The following is a 22,397-nucleotide window of genomic DNA, read 5'->3' as shown; positions in this document are numbered from 1 at the left end:
GAATGATGCTGACTTTTGGGCCGGTATTCTGGCTCGCCTTCATCCTTCTCCGTGTCTTCCCGCGATTTAACGCAGTGACGTGATGACGGAGTCGTCTGGCTTACAGCAGCGGGGGCTGCACCGGAATTGAACCGGTTTCCCGTTTAACGCCGTCCCGAAAGAAGCGGCGCACCCAAGGATCGCATCTTACACTAGCCCCAAATGCGTGCCAAGCCGGTATCATTCGCCCTGTAACGTAAAAAAGGACAGGTATGACGGCGCTGGGGAAAGTGTATTTGATCGGAGCAGGACCGGGAGCAGCAGACCTGATCACCGTGCGCGGCGCGCGTCTGCTGGGCGAGGCCGAAGTGGTGCTGTACGACGCGCTGGTCACGCCGGAGATGCTGGCCCTGTGCGCCCAGGCCGAGCTGATTTCGGTCGGCAAACGCTCCGGCCAGCGCTCGACCGCGCAAACCGTCATCAACCAGCAACTGGTCGAATGCGCGCAGCGCTATCAGCGCGTGGTGCGCCTGAAGGGCGGCGATCCGATGCTGTTCGGCCGCGCCGATGAAGAACTGCGCGCGCTGGAGGCGGAAGGCATTGACGTCGAAATCGTCCCCGGCATCACCACCGCACTAGCGGCGGCAGCTGCCACCAAGCAGCCGCTGACCCGGCGCGGCACCGCACGCAGCGTTGCCTTTTTCACATCCAGCACCGCGCCCGGCGAGCCGGATCACCCGGCGCTGCCGGAAACCGACACGCTGGTGCAGTACATGGGCGGCCGCGAAGCCGCCGCCACCGCCGCCCGTCTGCTGGCCGAAGGCCGCCGCCCGGACCTGCCGGTGGTGGTGGTGGAAAACTGCAGCCGCGCCGACCAGCGCATTGTGCGTTTGACACTGACCGGCCTGGCCAACGGCCTGGATGACGCCCACGGCCCGGTACTGGTGATGATCGGTGAAGCATTGCAGCAACGCCCGCACCAGGCGAGTTGAAACGCCGCAAGAAAATACTGGTATTATATACAGTGTAGCGCGCCGCCTGCACGATCCATCCAGCGTCCGGCGCGAGAATTCAAACCCGGCTATAGTGTCGGGTTGACTCTAAAGGCCAAAAATCCCATGGAACAGATCCGCATTCGCGGCGCACGCACGCACAACCTGAAAAACATCAATCTTGACCTGCCACGCAACAAGCTGATTGTGATTACCGGCCTGTCCGGCTCCGGCAAATCGTCGCTGGCGTTCGACACGCTGTACGCCGAAGGCCAGCGCCGCTATGTGGAATCGCTGTCGGCCTACGCCCGCCAGTTCCTGCAACTGATGGAGAAACCGGACGTCGACCTGATCGAAGGCCTGTCGCCAGCGATTTCGATCGAGCAGAAAGCCACCTCGCACAACCCGCGTTCGACGGTCGGCACCGTGACCGAGATCCACGACTATCTGCGTCTGCTGTACGCGCGCGTCGGCACGCCCTACTGCATCAACCACCCGGACCAGGCGCTGGCCGCGCAAACCGTGTCGCAGATGGTGGACGCGGTGCTGGCCCTGCCAGCCGATACCAAGCTGATGATCCTGGCGCCGGTGGTGGCCAACCGCAAGGGCGAGCATGTCGACCTGTTCGAGGCGATGCAGGCGCAGGGCTTCGTGCGCTTCCGCATACAGAGCGGCACGCACGATGCCAGGATCTACGAAGTAGATGACCTGCCGAAGCTGAAGAAAACCGAGAAGCACACCATCGATGTGGTGATCGACCGGATCAAGGTCAGCGCCGACATCAAGCAGCGCCTGGCCGAAAGCTTCGAAACCGCGCTGCGCCTGGCCGATGGCCGCGCCGTTGCGCTGGAAATGGATACGGGAGTGGAACACGTCTACTCCAACAAGTTCGCCTGCAATACCTGCGGCTACTCGCTGCAGGAGCTGGAGCCGCGCCTGTTCTCCTTCAATAACCCGATGGGCGCGTGCCCGGAGTGCGACGGCCTCGGTCACATCGAATTCTTCGATCCGAAGCGCATCGTCGCCTTCCCCAATCTTTCCCTCGCTTCCGGCGCGGTGAAGGGCTGGGACCGCCGCAACCAGTTTTACTTCTCGATGCTGTCCAACCTGGCGGCCTTCTACGAGTTCGACCTGGACCTGCCGTTTGAAAAACTGCCGAAGGCGGCACAGGAAGCGGTGCTGAACGGTTCCGGCAAAACCTCGATCCCGTTCACCTACATCAATGAGCGCGGCCGCACCGTGGTCAAGGAACACACCTTTGAAGGTGTGGTCAACAACCTGGCACGCCGTTACCGCGAAACCGACTCGATGGCGGTGAAAGAGGAACTGGCGAAGTTCATCAACGAGAAGAAGTGCCCGTCGTGCGAAGGTGCGCGCCTGCGCGTCGAAGCGCGTTATGTGAAAGTCGGCAGCGGCAAGCAGGAACGCGCGATCTACGAGATCGCCGAGAAGCCGCTGCGCGAAACGCTGTCGTTCTTCGAGCAACTGAAGCTGAAAGGCGCGAAGAAGGAAATCGCCGACCGCGTAGTGAAAGAAATCATCTCGCGCCTGCAGTTCCTTAACAACGTCGGGCTGGACTACCTGTCGCTGGACCGCAGCGCCGACACGCTGTCGGGCGGCGAAGCGCAGCGTATCCGCCTGGCGTCGCAGATCGGCTCCGGCCTGACCGGCGTGATGTATGTGCTGGATGAACCGTCGATCGGCCTGCACCAGCGCGACAACGACCGCCTGATCGACACGCTGAAACACCTGCGCGACATCGGCAACAGCGTGCTGGTGGTGGAGCACGATGAGGATGCGATCCGCACCGCCGACTACGTGGTGGACATGGGGCCGGGCGCCGGCGTGCATGGTGGCGAAGTGATCGCCGCCGGTTCGCTGAAGGACATCCTGAAAAATAAAAAATCGCTGACCGCGCAGTACCTGAGCGGCACGCGCAAGATTGAAGTGCCGAAGAAGCGCCACGTTGCCGATCCGGACCGGCAGCTGGTCATCACCGGCGCCACCGGCAATAATCTGAAGAAGGTCAATCTGACGCTGCCGGTTGGCCTGATGACTTGCGTGACCGGCGTTTCCGGCTCCGGCAAGTCCACGCTGGTGAACGATACGCTGTTCCCGGCACTGTCGCGTCACCTGTATGGTTCGCAAACCGAACCGGCGCCGCACGACACCATCAGCGGCCTGGAACACTTCGACAAGGTGATCTCGGTCGACCAGGCGCCGATCGGCCGTACGCCGCGTTCGAATCCTGCGACCTATACCGGCCTGTTCACGCCGATCCGCGACCTGTTCTCGACCGTGCCGACCGCAAAAGAGCGCGGCTACAGCGCCGGCCGTTTCTCGTTCAACGTCAAGGGCGGCCGTTGCGAAGCCTGCCAGGGCGATGGCGTGCTGAAAGTGGAAATGCACTTCCTGCCGGACGTCTACGTGCCGTGCGACGTCTGCCACGGCAAGCGCTATAACCGCGAAACGCTGGAAGTACAGTACAAGGGCAAGAACATCACCGAGATCCTCGACATGACGGTCGAAGACGCGCACGAGTTCTTCAAGCCGGTGCCGGTGATCGCGCGCAAGCTGCATACGCTGCTGGATGTGGGCCTCGGCTACATCAAGCTGGGGCAGAGCGCGACCACGCTGTCGGGTGGCGAGGCGCAGCGCGTCAAGCTGTCGCTGGAACTGTCCAAGCGCGACACCGGCCGCACGCTGTACATCCTGGACGAGCCGACCACCGGCCTGCACTTCCACGATATCGACCTGTTGCTGAAAGTGATCCACCGCCTGCGCGACCAGGGCAACACGCTGGTCATCATCGAGCACAATCTCGACGTCATCAAGACAGCCGACTGGATCGTCGACCTCGGCCCTGAAGGCGGTGCTGGCGGCGGCAAGATCATCGCCAGCGGTTCGCCGGAGGAAGTGGCTGCCAACACTGCCAGCGTTACCGGCAAATACCTGGTGCCACTGTTGAAGTAAGCATGAAACGTGACCTCGCCCCCTCGCGGCTCGATCAAATGATCGACATCGTCCAGCAGCATGTGCTGGATGAGCAGCGGGTGGCGACGGCGATGCCGTTTCTCTCCTTGCTGCACTCCTCGCATCCGACGCCAATAAGCAAGGGCGTGCTCAAGCCCTCTTGCTGCGTGATCCTGCAAGGCGGGAAGCGCGTGCATCTGGCCGATGACATTCTCGATTACGGCCCTGGCGAATACCTGGTGGTGTCGGTCGACATGCCGGCCTCCGGCCACATCGTCAACGCCACACCGGACCAGCCTTACCTGTTGCTGAACATCGAACTCGATCCGGCGGAGATTGCGGCCATCGTGCTGGAAGCGAAAGTCGCCATCGACACGCAACAGCCGGTGCGCGGCGCCTTCGTCGGCAAGACCGACGATGCCTTGCAGGAGTCCTTGTACCAGCTGGTGCGCCTGCTGCAAGCGCCGGCTGCGGAAGCGGCCTTCCTGGCAGTGGGCCTGAAGCGCGAAATCATTTACCGCATGCTGAACGGACCATATGGCCGCCAGCTGTACCAGAACGTGGTACTGGACCAGCAGGACCGAGGCATCAGCAAAGCCATCGCCTGGCTCAAGGAGCGCTACGATCAGACAGTGCGCGTTGAAGACCTGGCGCAGGCCACCAACATGAGCGTCTCCAGCCTGCACCACCGCTTCAAGGCGGTGACTACGATGGGACCGATGCAGTATCAAAAACAACTGCGGCTGCAGCAGGCGCGCACGCTGCTGCTGAACGGCGATGTCGACGCCACCACCGCAGCGTACAAGGTGGGCTACGAAAGCGCATCACAATTCAGCCGTGAATACCGCCGCCTGTTCGGCGCACCACCCATGCAAGACATCAAGAAACTCCGGGCTACGCCATGAAAATCAATAAGAAACGCCTGCTGCCGCTCGGCGTATGCCTGTTTGCCTTCGCCATGGTGGCACTGATGGCGGACAAGCAGTGGTCGGAGAAGCAGCAACAGATCGACCTGATTACCGAATTTTATAAAGACCACCTGTCACGGCCGGACCAGCGGCAGGCCAGCCAGGTGCCGCCTGGCTCCTTCTACTCAAAGGAACTGGAAGCGCTGGTCGACGCCAACAACCAGTTGTGCTACGCGCTGTCGCGCGGCGACGATATCTGCGGCTATGGCGCCGATGGCGACGTGTTCCTCGATGCGCAGGAAGTATCGCCCAGCCTGGACTTCGAGCGCGCCGGCTTCAGGGCAGAGCGGGTCGGCGAGAACATGGTGGAAGCAGTCTTCAATGTGTACCCGGACATGGGCGCAGCCTATGAGCGCCAGATCCGCTATGCACTGGTGTATGAAGATGACAAGGGCTGGCGTGTCGACGACATGCAGTTCGCGCAGGGCCGCTCGATGCGCGAAGAGCTACAGCAGGAGAATGATGCCGTCCTTGCGCGTGCGCGTGACCTGGCGGACACCGCCGGCTGGGTGTTCAACTATCTTGGCAACGAGGACATGCTGGACCGCGCCGTGCGCTTCATCGATTTCCCGGTGCAGGTATGCGACCAGTACGGCATCTGCGCCGCCATGAAGCGCGATGATCCGCGCCTGTTGCAGGCGCTGGACGTGCTGGCCGACCGCAATGCGGACCTGACCACGCTGCCGAAGTCCGGCGAGATCCAGGCGGCCGATGGCAAGGTAGTTGGCATCGGGCCGCTGGACTTCACTTTCCGCAATCGCGCGTGGTGGGTGACAAAGGTAGATCTACGGCGCCTGTAGCGTATCAGGCCTTCTTCTGGCCGGCTACCCACTCCTTGATGTGGGTTTCCAGCACATCCATCGGCAGCGCGCCGGCGCCCAGTACCTGATCGTGGAAGGCGCGGATGTCGAAGCGGTCGCCCAGTTCCTTGCGGGCGTAGTCACGCAGTTCGAGGATCTTCAGCTGGCCGATCTTGTAGCCCAGCGCCTGGCCAGGCCAGACGATGTAGCGGTCGGTCTCGCTCTGCACATCGACTTCCTCGATGCCCGAGTGGTCATGGAAGAAGTCCACCACCTGCTGACGGTTCCACTTCTTGTAATGCAGGCCGGTATCCACCACCAGGCGGATCGCGCGCAGCATTTCATCCTGCAGGTGGCCGTAGTAGCTATGCGGCTCCTTGAAGAAGCCCAGCTCCTCGCCCAGGCGTTCCGAGTACAGCGCCCAGCCTTCCGCATAGGCGGTGTAGTTGCCTTGCTGGCGGAAGTCCGGCAGGCCGGTGATCTCCTGCGCGATGGTCAGCTGCATGTGGTGGCCCGGCACGCCTTCGTGCAGCGCCGTGGTTTCGATGCCGATGGTGGAACGGTTGGCGAAATCGCCGGTATTGACCATCACGCGGCCCGGACGCTTGCCATCCGGAGAACCCGGCATGTAAGCGGCAGCGGAAGCGCCCTTCTCGCGGAATTCCTCCACCGACTTGATCTCCACTTTACCTTTCGGCAGGATGCCGAATTGCGCTGGCAGCTTGGTGTACATCTGGTCGGTGTACTTCTGATACAGGTCGAGGATTTCCTGGCGCGACTTCGGATGCAGCGCCGGATCGGCGGCCAGCGCCTTGTTGAAGGTCTTCAGATCGCTATAGCCCAGCTTCTTCGCCGTCTCCAGCATCTGCGCTTCAATCCGCGTCACTTCCGACAGGCCAAGCTGGTGAATCTGCTCCGGCGTCATGTCAGTGGTGGTCGAGGACTTGGCCTTGAAGGTATAGCGTGCCGCGCCTTCCGGCAGTGACCACATGCCGACTTCCTTGCGGCCGTATGGCAGGTATTTGGTCTTGGTGTAGACCGCCAGCTTCTTGTACGCCGGTGCGACATCGTTCTTCACTGCCGCCAGGACTTCCTTGCTCAGGCGCGCCTTGTCGGCTGCCGAAAACTCTTTAGGGAATTTTTTCAGCGGTTCGGCATACGGTGAATCAGCCGGCTTCATTGCCGCCACGTCTTCGCACTGCTTGACGATCTTCGGAATCAGGAATTGCGGCGGCATCAGCTTGTCGCGCACACCGTTCTCCATCTGCACGCGGGTCTGCTCGAACAGCTTGGGCAACGCACGCAGGCGCTTGATGTAGTCCTCATAATCCTTCACCGTCTCGAACGACAGCGCCGAAATAATCATCGGCGTATCGATATGCACGCCGGAGTTCTGCGCCAGCGGCATCTCCCAGTCCTTGAAGCGCGCGCCTTCGATATTCTGGCGCAGCTGGCGCACCATCAGTTCACGGTTCAGCTGCTCCTGCAGCGGGAAGCCGCTGGTATCCAGTGCTTCGAAACGCTTGAGGAATTCGCCGCTGGCCTTGAGGTCGGCGTCGATGCCAGCCTGCGAGAAGTCCGACCACCTGTCGTTGAAGCGCTTGTCGCCGATCAGCGAGGCCCATTCAGGGCTGGTGCGCATGGTGTATTCCCACTGTTCTTTCAGCAGGCTATTCAGGGCCGCGCGGCGGGCTTCCAGGTCGGGAGCGGCGTTGTCGGCGTGGGCGACGCCCAGGATCAGGGAGAACAACAGGGCGCTCGCGGCGCCGATGGTTTTAATCGTTGTCATGTCGGCCTAAGGTAAAGAGGGTGAGCCTGTACTGTAGCCCTGCCCTGAGCAAGAAGCACGGCAATTGTGACGAAATGCCAAAACCCCGGCGTGGAATGCAGAATCAGGCAACCATACGGCAGAAAACCCACTGATGCGCCGGCGCGGCGATTTCTAGAATGGCTCCATCAACCTGCCATGGAGCCATCATGTACCTCATCGATCAAATCTACATCAACGGCCAGTTCGTCACGCCGCACGGCGCCGAGATGTTTGACCTTGTCAATCCGACCACTGGCCAGCTGGCCGGCCAGGTGCGGCTGGGCGACGCCGAAGACACGCGCCGCGCCATCGCCGCCGCCAGGGCGGCCTTCCCGGCCTTCGCGCGCACCGGCAAGGCGGAACGCGGCGCTATGCTGCAACGCCTGCACGACGCGGTGCTGGCACGCGCAGACGAAGCCGCCGCTGCGCTGGTGGAGGAATACGGCGGCCCGCTCAACACCAGCATGGCCCGCTCGCGCTACACCGCTAACATGTTCCTCGACGTGAAAAAGGTGATGGACGATCATGCCTTCGAAAAAACCGTCAACACCGCCAGGGTCAAGCTGGAACCGGTGGGTGTGGTCGGCATCATCACGCCGTGGAATTCCAGCGCGTGGTTCGTGGCGAATAAAGTCGCGACGGCGATCGCGGCCGGCTGCACGGTGGTGGTCAAGCCGAGCGAATTGAGCGCGCGCCAGAACCAGATCCTGACCGAAGCCTTCCACGCGGCCGCGCTGCCGTCGGGCGTGGTCAACATCGTCAACGGCCGTGGCGACGTGGTCGGCGCGGAACTGAGCACGCACCCGGACATCACCAAGATTTCCTTCACCGGATCGACGCCGGTAGGCAAACAGATCGCCCGCCTCGGCGTCGACACCATGAAGCGCGTCACGCTGGAACTGGGCGGCAAGAGCGCCAACGTGATCCTCGACGACGCCGATTTTGCCAGGGCTATCCCGACTGCGGTGGCAGCCTGCTATATGAACAACGGCCAGGCCTGCATTGCTGGCACGCGCTTGCTGGTGCCGGCGCATCGTCTCGACGAAGTGAAGGCACTGGCCAAGACGGCGGCGGAAGCGGTGGTGGTGGGCGATCCGCAGCAGGCGGCGGTGTCGCTCGGGCCTGTCGTCACGCACAAGCAGTATGAGCGCGTGCAGCGTTACATCGCCATCGGCATTGAAGAAGGGGCGGAACTGGTCACCGGTGGCCTGGGCAAGCCGCAGGGACTGGAGGCTGGCTACTTCATCAAGCCGACCGTGTTTGCCGGCGTGACGCCTGCGATGACCATTGCCAGGGAAGAGATCTTCGGCCCGGTGCTGTCCATCATGAGCTACGAAACGGAAGAGGAAGCGATCGCCATCGCCAACGATACGCCCTATGGCCTGCAAGCCTATGTCAGCTCCACCGACCTGGCGCGCGCCAGCCGCGTGGCGGATCAGCTGGTGGCTGGCCGGGTGCACATCAACGGCATCCACGACGATCTGATCGCGCCGTTCGGCGGCTTCAAGCAGTCCGGCATCGGCCGCGAATTCGGTCCATACGGGCTGGAAGCCTACCTGGAGCCGAAAGCCATCCTCGGCGAAGCGGCGCAATACCGCTGAATCAGGGGTAGGCGATTTCGTTATCGTTCATCGCAAAATCGCGCGGACCGGTGTGCAACGGTCCCGCACGACGCGGCGCGACAGGCTGGCCTGCGCCGCCATCGGCCAGCCGCTGCACCTTGTCTACCAGGGCCAGCGTGGCTTGCGGCAGATGCTCGCTATCGAGCACTGCCTCCATCAGGCGCAACATGATCCACGGGTCGATATCCTCGCGCCGCGCGGCGGCATCTTCCGGCGCCACCGTTTTGATGCGGAAATGGTAGTGCCCCTCTCGCACCAGCCACTGCGCGGTCTGATAAAGATAAGCACCATCGGCACGCGGGGCGCGCGGCTTGAGGAAGTTAAAGGTCGGCAGCGCCTGGCGCGGCACGTCATCCAGGACCGCTGCCTGCCAGATATCGTTCGGCACGGTAGCAAAGGGGTGATGAGGATCGTAGCGTTCGCGCATGCGCAGCAGTACGTCGCGAGACATCAGTGCACTGGCGCCGCTGACGAACGTCAGGCCATTGAACACTTCGGGGGCGGTCAGGCGGCCCAGCGGGCCGGCGAAACAATTAACCGGCGCGAGATGATCGAGCACCGTGCACAGGCCGCGAAAATCCACCACCGAGGTAATCGTGGTCTGGTACAGGAAGAACGGTTTGTCGCGCGTGCGCAGCAGGTAATCCTGCACCAGCACCTGACGGTAAATCCAGCGCGCGTTTTCCGATTGCGACCACACACCGCTGTTGTTGTAGCCAGCCTCGCCCTGGAAGCCGTCGCCGATGCCGACCAGCAGGTCGTGGCCGTCGGACATCACTTCGCCGCGTTTCAGCTTGTCCGACCAGCGCACGAAGATCACTTCGATGCCGGGGAAATGACACATATAAAACTGCCACAACGCGCGCGCGTGGCGGAATACAGGTAATTCATCACCATAACCAATGGTGACCACCAGGTCTGGGCGTTTGGTCTGCGCGATGCGTGCAAGCAGACTCGGATTCTCGTCGTTACTTATGTTCATGCCAGCGAGTGTAATCAAAAATGCAGCGTCAAAACAGCATAAAATCGTCATTGTTGTTTGGCAGTGACCGCAAAGTGCGGCTGAATGGCCGACATAGCAGGTAAGCAAGCAGCAACAGCAGAAATACAATGGTTTTCATCATTGGCTCCAGTTTTCGCACATGTGTGCGAAATTAATATAAAAAAAGGCGTGGTTTATTCCAGGTCGTTAAAGCTCTTGTAGGTCGATATCAGACGGCTGAAGGCGCGCTGCATGTGGCGGCGCGCGTGTTCATCGCGCAGGAAACGGGTGTCGTGGATCAGGCCGACGATCAGACTGTAGATCTCATAGACCAGCTGCCCGGCATCGGTGTCGGGACGCAGCTGGCCCAGCTCCACCGCCTGCAGGATGGTTTTGCGCAGCGAGGCGCGCCAGGCTTCCGCGCCTTGCTGCAGACGGTCGCGCAGCGGGCCTTGCTGGTCGTCGAACTCGAACGCGCCAGCGCTGTACAGGCACGAATTGCGCAAGCCCTCGTCAGCGACGCGCAATGACCAGGCATGGACCTGGGCGATCAGGCGCGGCAAGCCCTTGGGCAGTTGCAGCGACGGCAGGAAGATTTCCTCGCCAAAGCGGCGGTCATACTCATCCAGCACGGCGGCCTGCAAGGCCTCCAGCGAGCCGACGCGCGAAAACACCCCGCTCTTGCTGATGCCGGTACGCTTGGCCAGCTCGCCCAGCGACAGCTTGCCAATGCCCTCGATGGCTGCCATGTCGAGGGCGGCATCCAGAATGGCGGCATAAGTCGCTTCGCTTTTTGCGGTCAGAGTATCCATAGGCGGAACTTTAGCACACCCGTGCGAAATAGCAAGAAAAAAGTTCGGGGCCAGAGCCGACATTCGGACAAATGTCCGAATGTCGGCTCTGGCCCCGACTTCAGCTTAGCGTGCCAGGCGTTTTTCCAGGTCGGCTTTCACTGCCTTGAGTTCTTCCGGCAGGTGGTAGGCGAGCTTGGTGAACAGTTCTTCATGCAGCTTCAGTTCTTCGCGCCACGCATCCTTGTCGATCGAGGTGATGGTTTCGAACTCTTCCGGCGAGAACGGAATGCCGTCCCACTTCAGGTCGCCAAAGCGCGGCGTGGTGCCGAAGATGTTTTCGATGCCGCCAGCTTCGCCTTCGATACGCTCCAGCATCCACTTCAGCACGCGCATATTGTCGCCGAAGCCCGGCCAGACAAAGTGGCCCTGGTCGTCGGTGCGGAACCAGTTGACGCAGAAGATTTTCGGCAGCGTGGCGCCGTCGATCTTGCCAACTTTCTCGCCCAGGTTCAGCCAGTGCTGGAAGTAGTCGCTCATGTTGTAGCCGATGAACGGCAGCATGGCGAACGGGTCGCGGCGCACGATGCCCATCTGGCCGGCAGCGGCCGCAGTGGTTTCCGAGCCCATGGTGGCAGCCATGTACACGCCTTCCACCCAGTTGCGCGCTTCGGTCACCAGCGGCACGGTGGTCGAACGGCGGCCGCCGAAGATGAAGGCCGAGATCGGCACGCCGGCCGGATCGTCCCAGGCCGGGTCGATCACCGGGTTCTGCGTGGCAGGCACGGTGAAGCGGGCGTTCGGATGCGCGGCCTTGCAGGCCGATTCCGGCGTCCAGTCGTTGCCTTGCCAGTCGATCAGGTGCTGCGGCGCCGGCTTGCTCAGGCCTTCCCACCAGACATCGCCGTCATCGGTCAGCGCGACGTTGGTGAAGATGGCGTTCTCGCGCAGCGAGGCCATGCAGTTGTAGTTGGTCTTTTCGTTGGTGCCAGGGGCCACGCCGAAATAGCCGGCTTCCGGGTTGATCGCGTACAGCTTGCCATCGGCGCCCGGCTTGATCCAGGCGATGTCGTCGCCGATGGTGGTGATCTTCCAGCCCTTGAAGCTTTCCGGCGGGATCAGCATGGCGAAGTTGGTCTTGCCACAAGCCGACGGGAAGGCGGCAGCGATATAGTGCTTCTTGCCTTCCGGCGATTCTACGCCGAGGATCAGCATGTGTTCGGCCAGCCAGCCGGCGCCACCATTTTGCGCATCCTGGTGTCCCATGTTGGAAGCGATGCGCAGCGCGAAGCACTTCTTGCCCAGCAGCGCGTTGCCGCCGTAGCCGGAACCGAAGGACCAGATTTCGCGGGTGTCCGGATAGTGGACGATGTACTTGGTGGCGTTGCATGGCCATGCCACATCCTTCTGGCCGGCTTTCAGCGGCGCGCCGACGGTGTGCACGCATGGCACGAACTCGCCATCGGTGCCCAGCACGTCGTAGACGGCCTTGCCCATGCGGGTCATGGTGCGCATATTGACTGCCACGTAGGGCGAGTCCGACAGTTCCACGCCGATGTGGGCGATCGGCGAGCCCAGCGGGCCCATCGAGAACGGCACCACATACATGGTGCGGCCGGTCATACAGCCGTCGAACAGCGGATGCAGCGTGGCGCGCATGTCGGCCGGGTCCATCCAGTTGTTGGTCGGGCCGGCTTCTTCCCTGGTTTTGGAGCAGATGAAAGTGCGGTCTTCAACGCGGGCCACGTCGGTCGGGTCCGAGCAGGCCAGGTAGGAATTCGGACGCTTTTCCTGGTTCAGCTTTTTCATGGTGCCGGCGGCAACCATTTCCGCGCACAGGCGGTCGTACTCTTCCTGCGAGCCGTCGCACCAGTAGATACGGTCCGGCTTGGTCAGGGCGGCGATTTCCGCCACCCAATTGATGAGCTTTTGCTGTTTGATGTAAGCTGGGGCGTTCAATGGTGCAACGCCACCCATCAAGGGCTGATTCATGGTACCTCCAATTAATAAAGAATTCGGTGGCGGCAGATCGTCGTCAGCTTATGGCTAGTCGCTCAGAGGTCCATTCGAAATGGGTCGGCGGTCGTTACGGCGGTCGTGGCGCAGGCCCGGATCTGGTCGGCGGGCGCTGATTTGTCGGCCGATTGTACACCCCACCATAAGCGTTCCATACAAAAATGTAGGAGAATTAGTCGAGTAAAGTAGTAGGCTATTCGACTAAGCTCTCATCATGTTATTTCCCTACGAAATTTCTTAAAACATCGTTCATCTTTCATGAAAATCGCAATTCTCGATGATTACCAAAATGCAACTCAGCGCCTGAAATGCTATGAGTTGTTGGCTGGCCACGAAGTAAAAGTATTCAATAGCACAACACGCGGCCTCGGCCAGCTGGCGATCAGGCTGGCGCCTTATGATGCCCTGGTGCTGATCCGCGAACGCACGGCATTCAACCGCGCCCTGCTGGCCAAATTGCCGAACTTAAAACTGATTTCGCAGACCGGCCGGCTCTCCGGCCACATCGACGTGGCGGCCGCGACCGAACTGGGCATCGCCATTGCCGAAGGCGTCGGTTCGCCGACCGCCCCGGCCGAGCTGACCTGGGCGCTGGTCATGGCGGCGTCCCGCAAGATCGTGCCGTACGCGAATAACCTGAAGGACGGGCTGTGGCAGACCGCCTCGATCAATCCAGAACTGAACGGGCTGGGCTTCGCGCTGAAGGGCCGCACGCTGGGCATCTGGGGCTACGGCAAGATCGGCCAGACGGTCGCAGGCTACGGCCGCGCCTTCGGCATGCAGGTGGTGGTCTGGGGCAGCGACGCCAGCCGCGAGCAGGCGCTGGCGGATGGTTACCACGCGGCAGAATCGCGCGCGGCTTTCTTCGGGCAAGCGCATGTGCTCAGCCTGCATCTGCGGCTGAACGAGGCCACGCGCGGGATTGTCACTGCTGACGATCTGGCGCGCATGCGGCCGGACGCGCTATTCGTCAACACCAGTCGTGCCGAGCTGGTGGCGGACAACGCGCTGGAGCAGGCGCTGCAGAAAGGCCGGCCGGGCTATGCAGCGCTGGACGTGTTCACGTCGGAGCCGCTGGCGGCCGATTCCCCGCTGTTGCGTATTCCCACGGTGCTGGCGACGCCACACCTGGGCTACGTCGAGCAGGACAGCTACGAGTTGTACTTCCAGCACGCCTTCCAGAACGTGGTGAACTTTGCCAACGGCGAGCCCAGCAACATCAATAATCCAGGCTACGCTCGCCGGTGAGATTGATGCGCGGCGCCGGCATCACATGCACCTTGCTCCACAGGCCGGCCCAGCCGGGCGGCCAGGTGATGTCCGGACCGGCGTAGGGCGGCAGCGTCGCGCGCACCGCGATCACCGGGACAGGCGGCATATCGATCAGCGGCCCGCCATCCGGGCGCTGCATGTCGAGGCTGTACATATAGCCGGGCAGCAGCGCGTCGCAGACGCTGGCGAACCAGGCGCTGTGATCCTCGTCGCGGCCCAGCGCCTGCGCCAGGCCCTGCGGATCGAACTTGGCCAGCGCGTGGATCAGCTCCTCGGTGGTGGCGCCGGGTGTATCGCCCCAGCCCATGACCGGATTGCTGTTGTAATCGGCGCCCGAGCCATACCAGCCCTCGCGCCAGGAGCGCTGCATCCAGTCGCGCTGGCCGGTGAACAGATGCCAGCGCCAGTGCAGGCCGGACGGCTTGGGCCAGGAATACAGGTAAAGCTTCTGATAGCCGGCCTGGTGCAGTGCCCGCACCATCGCCATCAGGCGGGCATGCGGCATGCGGTCGGGCGGCGCGCGGCGGAACAGGATGGCCTCGCCGTCGGCGAACTGCACCTCGTCGGTGGACAGGTTCAAGTCGAGCGTGCGCGACTCATTGCCGAAGCGGGCGGAGATCCAGCCGGTCAACAGATTGACCGTCGTGATCACGCCATAGCCACGGTGGCGGTGGAAAATAACAGTGCCGGGAGCGAGCGCCTTCATAGTCTGCCAACGAACAAAGAAACCAGTGTAGACATAGTCGGCCCAAGTTTCCAGTCCCAATGTTTAGGTTATGATGCGGATCTTTTAGTTAGCTTGGATTTTTATCATGACCCTGCGCATCCTGGCCACCGGCGGCACCTTCGACAAACACTACAACGAACTCAACGGCACCCTAGGATTTGCCGACAGCCACGTGCCCGACCTGCTGAAACGTTGCCGCCTGACCATCGACGTCGCGCTGGAGCAATTACCGCTAATGGATTCGCTGGACATGGTGGATGCCGACCGTGAGCGTATCCTGGCCTCGTGCCAGGCGGCGGCCGAGAAAGCCATCGTCATCATCCACGGCACCGACACCATGCCGCAGACCGCGCAAGTGCTCGGCCCGGCCAGCCTGGGCAAGACCATCGTGTTGACCGGCGCCATGATTCCCTACGAAATCGCCAACTCCGACGCGCTGTTCAACCTCGGCTTCGCCACCGGCGTGGCGCAAACCCTGCCGGCTGGCGTCTACGTCGCCATGAACGGCAAAATCTTCGCCTGGGACAACGTCCAGAAAAACAAAGCCGCCGGCGTCTTCCAGCCCCTCTAACAAAACTGGGGTCAGTTCTGCCAAATGTACATGAGCTCGTGTACGTTTGGCAGAACTGACCCCGGAGGTTAGCGGGGGAGGGCTAGCAGGCCCTGGGGGGCTTGCAGGGCTTTCAGGCGCAGGCTGTCGTCGCCGGTGTGGGCGGCGAGGCCGGCTGGGGCGGCGGCGTAGCTTTGCAGCGCTTCGGCCAGGCGCGCGGTGTGGTCCGTCAACTGGCTGGCGGCGGGCGGCGTGGCCGCGTTGTCATTGCTGCTGCCGAACGACGATAGCGCTTGCGTCAGGCCGCTGACCTTGCTGCTCAGGCCTTGCGCGAACCAGACGTCGGCTGCGGCGTGCGACTTGCCGTCGTCGGTGGTGTAGGTCGAGGTCAGGCCGATCAGGTTGCCGTTGTCGACCGCTTCACTCTTCTGCACGTCCAGGTTGAGGCTGGTGATGTGCAGCGCGGCCAGCGTTTTCAGTTCGCTTGCCTGGCTGACGCCGTCCGCGTCAGCATCTATCCATACCCGCAACTCGCCGAACAATGCGTCGTCAGCATTGATGACGCCGTCGCCATTGCTGTCGATCGACGCCAGCGCGATGTAGCCGTTGCCGGCCGTGCTGCCGTCCGCCAGTTTCGTCGCTGAGCCGAACAGCTCGCTGCCGTCATTGATGCTGCCGTCATGGTTGCGGTCCAGCGCCAGCAGGCCGTCGCCACCGCCAACCCAGCCGGTGGCGCGCTGGCTGCCGCTGGCCGCCAGGTCGAACCGTACGCCGGCGTCCAGTCCCAGCGTGCGCACGCCGTTGCCGTCCAGGTCAAGCACCAGCGGCGTGACGAAGGTCATCGCAGCCTTTTGCTCGGCGCTGAAGGCGGCTTGCTGCGTCGCTGTCAGCGCGTGGTATTGCGTCGAGGTCATCACGTGGGTTTGCGTGGTGCTCAGTTGCGCCAGCTGGGCGTTGCTCAGCGCCGTCATCTGGAACGGCGTCAGCGCGCGGATCTGCTGCGTGCTCAGGCTGGCGATGTCTTCCACTTCAATCGCCTTCAGATTGGCCGGACTGAGGTCGGCCATCAGCGCGGTGCTCATCGCCGCCAGCTGCGCGCCCGAGAAGGCGGCGATCTGTGCTGCGGTGAACTGGTTTGCACTGTTGCGCGGCGTCAGCGACGCCACTTGCGCCAGCGTCAGCGCCGACACTTGCTGCACCGTCAGCGCCAGCAACTGGTCGTCGCTCAGCGCGCGGATCACACTGGTGCCGAGCACGGCAATATCAGCCGCTTCCACCGCCGCCAGCGACGCCGGCCGCAGGCGCGAAATGGCCGCCGAGTTCAGCGCGGCAAACTGTGTCTCGGTCAACGCCTGCAACTGCGCCGCGCTCATCGCCGCCAACAGGTTGCCGTCGCGCGCGGCGGCGTTCAGCAGTTGTGGCGCGATCGAGGCGACGTCTTCCAGGTCGAGGTAAGGCACTTGGGCGGCCGACAGCGACGCCAGCTGGGCGCTGCTCAGCACCGCAACCTGGCCAGCGCTGAGCGCGGCGATCTGGGTCGGTTTCAACGCCAGCAGTTGTTGCGTTTTCAGCGCCGCCACGGCAGCCATCTGCAAGGCGCCGATGTCTTCCGCCTGCATCGCGCCAACCACGCTCAACGGCAAAGCGCCCAGCTGCACGCCGGTCAGCGCGGCTGCCTGGTCGGACGTCAGCGCCACCGCCTGCGCGGTGGTCAGACTGGCAAAGGTGCGGGTGCTGAGCGCTGCGACTTGCGCCGTGCTCAGCGCGGAGATGCCGAGGCCTTTGCCACCCAGCGCATTCAATTGTTCTGGCGTCAGGCCGGCGATGGCGGCCACACTGATCGCCGCCAGCGTGTCGGTGCCAAGCGCGCCGATGTTGGCGGCCGGCAGGCTGCCGAACTGCGCCGCCGACAAGGCATGCACCTGGTCCGAACTGAAAGCGCTGAACTGGGCGATGCTGAAACCATTCAGCTGCACGGTGCTGAGTGCCGCCACCTGCGCGGTCGACAAGCCAGCCATTTGCGGCGCGCTGAGGACGCGCATAAAGGCCGGCGACAGCGAATTGATCTGCTTCACCGTCAGCGCACCGATCTGGTCGCTGCTGAAGGCTTTCTGCTGCGCGGCGCTGAGGAACTGCAACGCGCTGGTGTTGATGGCGGCGATCTGCTGCGTGCTGAGCAAGTCAACATTGACAGCGGCGCCCGCCGCGTTGACGCCCAGCGCGCCAATCTGCGCGGCCGACAGCGCCGCTACCGCCTGCGTGCTCAGCACGCCGACATCGGTATCCAGCGCCACCAGGCTGGCGGACGACAGGCCGGCAATCTGGCGCGTGGTCAGCACCGCCACCTGCTCTTCACTGAGCGCGCTCACTTGCGCCGGGCGCAGCGCCGCCACCTGGGCCGAACCGAGCGCCACAATCTGACGGGTGCTGAAGCTGAGCAGCTGGTCGTTGTTCAGGCGCGTCATGGCGCTGGTGGCCAGGCCGGCCAGCGCCTGGGTGTTGATGGCGGCGATATCCTCCGCTTCCAGGCCGGCAATGCGGCTGTCGGACAGCGCACCGATCTGGCGGCTGCTCAGCGCCGCCACCTGCTCGGTGATCAGCGCCGCCACCTGGCTGGCGGTCAGCGCGGCCATCTGCGCCGGCGTCAGGCCGGTGATGGCGCGGGTTTGCAGCGCCGCCACGTCTTCATCCTCCAGCCTGGCGATGGCTGCCACCGACAGCGCCGACAACTGCGCGCTGCTGATGACCGCCGCCTGATCGAGGCTGATGGCGACCGCCTGTGCCGGCGTCAGTCCGCTCAGCGCGCCAGTACCCAGCGAGGCGAACTGGCTGGTGGTCAGCACGCCGAACTGGTCGGACGTCAGGCCGGCCAGCTGGCCGGACGACAAGCCCTTGATGGTGCTGGTTTTCAGCGCCGCGATATCTTCCAGATCGAAGGCGCGCAGATCGGCATTCGGCAACGCCGCCAGCTGGGCGCTGCTCAGCGCGCCGACCTGGTCGGACGTCAGCGCGGCCGCTTGCGCAGTGCGCAGCCCGGCCAGCGCGGCCGTGCGCAGCGCGGCGATCTGCGCCGTGGTCAGCACCCAGATCAGCGTTTCGCCGCTGCCGTAAGGATCGTTGCCCAGCACGCTCAGTTGGGCCGAGCTCAGCGCCGCAATGGCAGAGGTCTTCAACGCCGCCAGGTTGTCGCTACCCAGCGCTGCCAGTTCGCGCAGCGCCAGATTGCCCACTTGCAGCGAGGTCAGCGCAGCCGCCTGCGCCGTTTGCAGATTCAGCATCTGGTCGGTGCTCAGCGCGTTCAACTGCGCCGTGCCCAGCGCCGCGATCTGGCGCGTCGCCAGCGCGGCGACCTGGTCGGTGGTCAGTGCGCCCAGCGCGCGGGTCGACAGGCTGGCGATGACGCTGGTATTCAGCGCCGGCATATCGTTCAGTTCCAGGCCCAGCACGCCATTCGAGCTGAGTGCAGCGAATTGCGCCGAGCTCAGCGTGGCGATCTGGCTGCTGGTCAGCGCCGTCACCTGGTCGCTGCCCAGCGCGGCCACCTGGCGCGAATTCAGCGCGCTCAGCGTGGCGGTGCGGATCGCCGCCAGATCAGCCGTTTCCAGCGCGGCGATATCGTTGGTGCCCAGCGCGCTCAGTTGCGCAGTGGTCAGCATGGCCGCCTGGGCCGTGCTCAAGGCGACAATCTGGTCGGTGGTCAGTGCGGCGATGATGCGCGAGTTCAGTGCGCCGAACTGGGCGCTGCTCAGGCTGCCGAACAGGTTGCCGTCCGGGCCGGCGCCCAGCGCCGCCAGTTGCGTGCTGCTCAGCGCCAGCAGCATGGCGGTACTCAGCGCGCGCATGCCGTTGCTGCCGATGGCGGCGATGTCGTCGCTGCTCAGGCCCGCCAGGTTGCGCGTGTTGAGGCCGATGATCTGGCGCGTGCCGAGGAAGGACACTTGTTCCGGGCTCAGCGCCGTCAGCTGTTTGCTGCTGAACACGCCGATCTGCTGCGAACTGAGGCTGTTCAACTGGTCGGAGGTGAGGCCGGCAACCATCTCCAGCGACAGCGCGGCGATGAAGGCCGGGCCGAGCGCGGCCAGGCTGTCGCTGGAGAAGCCGGCGATGGCGTCGCTCGGCAACGCGCCCAACTGGCGCGTGTTGAGCGCCTGGAATTGCGCCGGCGTCATCGCTGCCAGCTGGTCGCTGGTCAGCGCGGCGATCTGCTGCGTATTCAGGGCGGCGATGGCGGCGGTGCGCAAAGCGGCAAAGTCGGCCGTTTCCAGGCTGGCGATGGCGTCGGTGCTCAGCGCGCGCGCCTGATCGCTGCTCAGTGCGGCGACCTGGCGGGTGCTCAGCGCCACCACCTCGTCGGTGGTCAGTCCTTGCAGAGCGCCGCTGCGCAGCGCGGCGATCTGTTGCGTGCTCAGCACCTGGATGTCGTCCGCCAGCGCGGCCAGTTGCGCCGAGTTCAACGCGGCAACCGCGCTGGTGTTCAGCGCGGCCACGCCGGCGCTGCTGATGGCAGCCACCGTATCGCTCGCCAGTCCGGCCACCTGCGCCGACGTCAGTGCACCGATCTGCGCCGAGCGCAAGCTGGCGATCTGGTCGGTGGTCAGCACGTTCAGCTGGCGCGAACCCAGCGCGCCGATCTGGCGCGTCACCAGGCCACCCAGCTGGCTGGTGGTCAGCACCAGCAGCGTGTCGGTGCCAATGCTGGCGATGGTGTTGGTGGACAGCGCACCAAAATCGGCGCTTTGCAGGCCCATCAGGCCCAGATACGTGATGGCGGCAAACTGGCGCGAGCTCAGCGCGGCGGCCTGCTGCGTGGTCAGCGCGCTGACCTGCTCGCCCAGCAGCAGCGCCACTTGTTGCGTGCTCAGCGTGGCGATGACATTCGTGCTGAGGGCGGCAAAATCAGCGCTTTCCAGGCCCAGCGACAGCTTGTCGCCCAGTGCGGCGGCCTGGCTGGTGCTCAGCACCGCAGCCTGCGCCGTGGTCAGCGCGGCGATCTGCTCAAAGGTGATGGCGGCCAGCGCATTGGTGCGCAGCGCCGCCAGTTGCGCGGTGGTCAACGTGCCGAATACGCTGGCGTCGCCGCCCAGCTCCGGCAGTTGCGCCGAGTTCAGCGCGGCGATGCTTGCGGTGCTCAGCGCGCGGATGGCGCGCGTGCTCAGTTCGGCAACATCGTAAATGCTCAGCGCGCTCACCTGCAAGGCACCGAAACCGGCGATTTGCTGCGAGCTCAGCGAGCCTATCTGTTCCGGCATCAGCGCGGTGATCTGCGCCGTGTTCATCACCGCGAAGTGACGCGAGCCCAGCCCGGCCAGTTGCGCCGTGGCGAGGATTTCCAGCAGGCCCGGCGTCAGCAGCGAGATGGCATTGGTGGTCAGGGCCGCCAGGTCTGCGCTGGACAGGCCGCCGATGCTGTCGCTGCCGAGGGCCGCCAGCTGGCGGCTGCTCAACGCCGAGAACTGGGCCGTGCTCAGGCCGGCGATCTGGTCGCTGGTCAGCACTGCCAGCTGGCGTGTCGACAGCGTCGCGATGACCTGTGTCTTGAGCGCGCCGATACTGGCGGGTGACAGCGCACTGACCACGGCGGTGGACAATACGGCGGCCTGGCTGGTGCTCAGCGCGGCCAGCTGACGGGTGGTCAGCAGTGTCGCCTGGTCGCTGTTCAGCGCCGCCAGCGTGCTGGTGCGCAGCGCGGCAATCTGCGTCGACGTGAGACTGGCAATCGCGCTGTAATCATCGCCGCCCAGCACGCTGAACTGGCGCGACGTCAGCGCATCGATGGCGGCGGTGCTGAGGAAGGGCAGGTCGCCGGCGTCCAGCGCCAGGATGTCGTCGGTAGACCAGCCGGCCAGTTGGCGCGAACCGAGCACGTTCAACTGCGCGGTACGCAGATTGCTGATCTGCTCCGGACTCAGCGCGGCGAACTGGGCGCTGCCCAGCGCCAGGATCTGCTGTGTGCTGAAGGCGCGGATCTGGTCGGTGCCCAGTTGCGCCAGCACGGCGGTGCTCAGCTGCGCCACCACGCTGGTGCTCAGCGCGGCCAGGTCGGCGGTCGGCAGGCCGGACAGCGCATCGCTGTTCAGCGCTGCCACCTGCCGCGTGCTCAGCACGGAGAATTGCGTGGTGCTCATGCCGCCCAGCTGCTCGGCCGACAGCAGCGCGATCTGGCGCGTCGACATGGCGGCGATGGTGGCGGTCCGGATGGCGCCGATGTCCTGCGACTCCAGTGCGCCAAAGCTGGCGTCGGACAAGGCCGCCAGTTGCGACGAACTCAGCGCATTGGCCTGGCGCGTGGTCAGCGCGATCGCCTGGTTCTCGGTCAACGCAGCCATCTGCTTGCTGCTCAAGCCGGCAATCACCTGGGTGTTCAGCGCGGCGATGCCCTCGTCGCTGATGGCCTGGATTTCGTTGGTGGTCAGCACGGCGGCCTGACGGCTGCTCAGACCGGCAAACTGGCGGCTTACCATCAGCCCGATCTGGCCGGCATCCAGCAGCGCGATATTGGCGGTGCTGAGAGCGGCCACATCGGCCGATTCAAACGAGGCAATCGCCGCCGGCGCCAGGTTGCTGAACGCCCTGGTGCCCAGCGCGGTGACCTGGGCCACCGTCAGCGCGGCGATCTGGATGTCGGTCAGCGCGCCCATCAGCGCTGGCTGGACGGCGCCGGCGGCATTCAGCACGGTGGGATTGAGCGCGGTGATGGCGCGCGTGGTCAGCACCGCCATATTGCCCGGCGTGAGCGCCGCCAGTTGCTTGCTGCTGATCGCCGCCACCACGGTCGGCGATAGCCACGGCGTCTGGCTTTCGTCGAGGTTAAGGAAGTCATCGGTCGTCCAGGCCGTGATCTGCGATACGGTCAAACTGGCGATCTGCTGGGGTGTCAAACCGATGGGCCCGCTCATAGGAGAATTCCTCTTTTGA

At 63.8% G+C, this 22,397-nt stretch carries 13 protein-coding genes and 1 riboswitch; of the genes, 7 read left to right on the top strand and 6 right to left on the bottom strand.

Annotated elements, in window-relative coordinates:
* Positions 1–191: riboswitch (cobalamin riboswitch) on the bottom strand.
* Positions 192–251: 60 nt separating this feature from the next.
* The 4 genes from cobA to BLS51_RS25330 all read left to right on the top strand — a co-directional run bounded on the left by cobA (position 252) and on the right by BLS51_RS25330 (position 5,712).
* A complete protein-coding gene (cobA, locus tag BLS51_RS25345; RefSeq protein WP_090190521.1) occupies positions 252–971 on the top strand; it encodes a uroporphyrinogen-III C-methyltransferase in 720 nt (239 codons plus the stop codon).
* 126 nt (positions 972–1,097) lie between these two features.
* Complete coding sequence (gene uvrA / locus BLS51_RS25340) at positions 1,098–3,944, top strand: excinuclease ABC subunit UvrA (protein ID WP_090190524.1); 2,847 nt, start codon at positions 1,098–1,100, stop codon at positions 3,942–3,944.
* Positions 3,945–3,946: 2 nt separating this feature from the next.
* Positions 3,947–4,849: an AraC family transcriptional regulator gene (locus tag BLS51_RS25335; RefSeq protein WP_090190526.1), complete on the top strand. Its 903-nt coding sequence runs from the start codon at positions 3,947–3,949 to the stop codon at positions 4,847–4,849.
* On the top strand, positions 4,846–5,712 hold the full coding sequence (locus BLS51_RS25330) for a hypothetical protein (RefSeq protein ID WP_090190529.1): 867 nt from the start codon (positions 4,846–4,848) through the stop codon (positions 5,710–5,712). The genes BLS51_RS25335 and BLS51_RS25330 overlap by 4 nt, the downstream gene beginning before the upstream one ends.
* A gap of 4 nt (positions 5,713–5,716) precedes the next feature.
* On the opposite strand, the gene BLS51_RS25325 is transcribed toward BLS51_RS25330, so the two are convergent.
* Complete coding sequence (locus BLS51_RS25325) at positions 5,717–7,501, bottom strand: DUF885 domain-containing protein (protein ID WP_090190531.1); 1,785 nt, start codon at positions 7,499–7,501, stop codon at positions 5,717–5,719.
* Positions 7,502–7,689: 188 nt separating this feature from the next.
* Here BLS51_RS25325 and BLS51_RS25320 point away from each other — a divergent pair, with 188 nt between their 5' ends.
* Positions 7,690–9,123, top strand: a complete 1,434-nt coding sequence (locus BLS51_RS25320; protein ID WP_090190533.1) for an aldehyde dehydrogenase family protein — start codon at positions 7,690–7,692, stop codon at positions 9,121–9,123.
* Position 9,124: 1 nt separating this feature from the next.
* On the opposite strand, the gene BLS51_RS25315 is transcribed toward BLS51_RS25320, so the two are convergent.
* From BLS51_RS25315 to BLS51_RS25305, 3 genes are all read right to left on the bottom strand, one after another.
* Positions 9,125–10,126, bottom strand: a complete 1,002-nt coding sequence (locus BLS51_RS25315; RefSeq protein ID WP_090190536.1) for a hypothetical protein — start codon at positions 10,124–10,126, stop codon at positions 9,125–9,127.
* Positions 10,127–10,320: 194 nt separating this feature from the next.
* Positions 10,321–10,938 carry a TetR/AcrR family transcriptional regulator gene (locus tag BLS51_RS25310; RefSeq protein ID WP_090190539.1) on the bottom strand — a complete coding sequence of 206 codons (618 nt, stop codon included), beginning with the start codon at positions 10,936–10,938 and terminating at the stop codon, positions 10,321–10,323.
* Positions 10,939–11,043: 105 nt separating this feature from the next.
* On the bottom strand, positions 11,044–12,909 hold the full coding sequence (locus tag BLS51_RS25305) for a phosphoenolpyruvate carboxykinase (GTP) (RefSeq protein ID WP_090190541.1): 1,866 nt from the start codon (positions 12,907–12,909) through the stop codon (positions 11,044–11,046).
* 282 nt (positions 12,910–13,191) lie between these two features.
* Between BLS51_RS25305 and BLS51_RS25300 the strand changes: the two genes are divergently transcribed.
* A complete protein-coding gene (locus BLS51_RS25300; RefSeq protein WP_090190543.1) occupies positions 13,192–14,181 on the top strand; it encodes a D-2-hydroxyacid dehydrogenase family protein in 990 nt (329 codons plus the stop codon).
* Here the strand turns inward: BLS51_RS25300 and BLS51_RS25295 are convergent.
* Positions 14,153–14,911, bottom strand: coding sequence for an L-asparaginase (locus BLS51_RS25295; RefSeq protein ID WP_090190545.1), 759 nt, complete (start codon positions 14,909–14,911; stop codon positions 14,153–14,155). The genes BLS51_RS25300 and BLS51_RS25295 overlap by 29 nt on opposite strands.
* A gap of 106 nt (positions 14,912–15,017) precedes the next feature.
* On the opposite strand from BLS51_RS25295, the gene BLS51_RS25290 reads away from it, so the two are divergent.
* Positions 15,018–15,503 (top strand): asparaginase domain-containing protein, encoded by a 486-nt coding sequence (locus BLS51_RS25290; RefSeq protein WP_090190547.1) that lies wholly within the window; start codon positions 15,018–15,020, stop codon positions 15,501–15,503.
* 68 nt (positions 15,504–15,571) lie between these two features.
* Here BLS51_RS25290 and BLS51_RS25285 read toward each other — a convergent pair whose 3' ends face one another.
* Positions 15,572–22,378, bottom strand: a complete 6,807-nt coding sequence (locus BLS51_RS25285; protein WP_090190550.1) for a hypothetical protein — start codon at positions 22,376–22,378, stop codon at positions 15,572–15,574.
* Positions 22,379–22,397: the final 19 nt, after the last annotated feature.

It is taken from the genome of Duganella sp. OV510, from assembly GCF_900100205.1.
Classification (GTDB): Bacteria; Pseudomonadota; Gammaproteobacteria; order Burkholderiales; family Burkholderiaceae_D; genus Rugamonas.
Note: the sequence above shows the minus strand (reverse complement) of the source record. Positions and strands in the feature narration are given on the sequence as shown.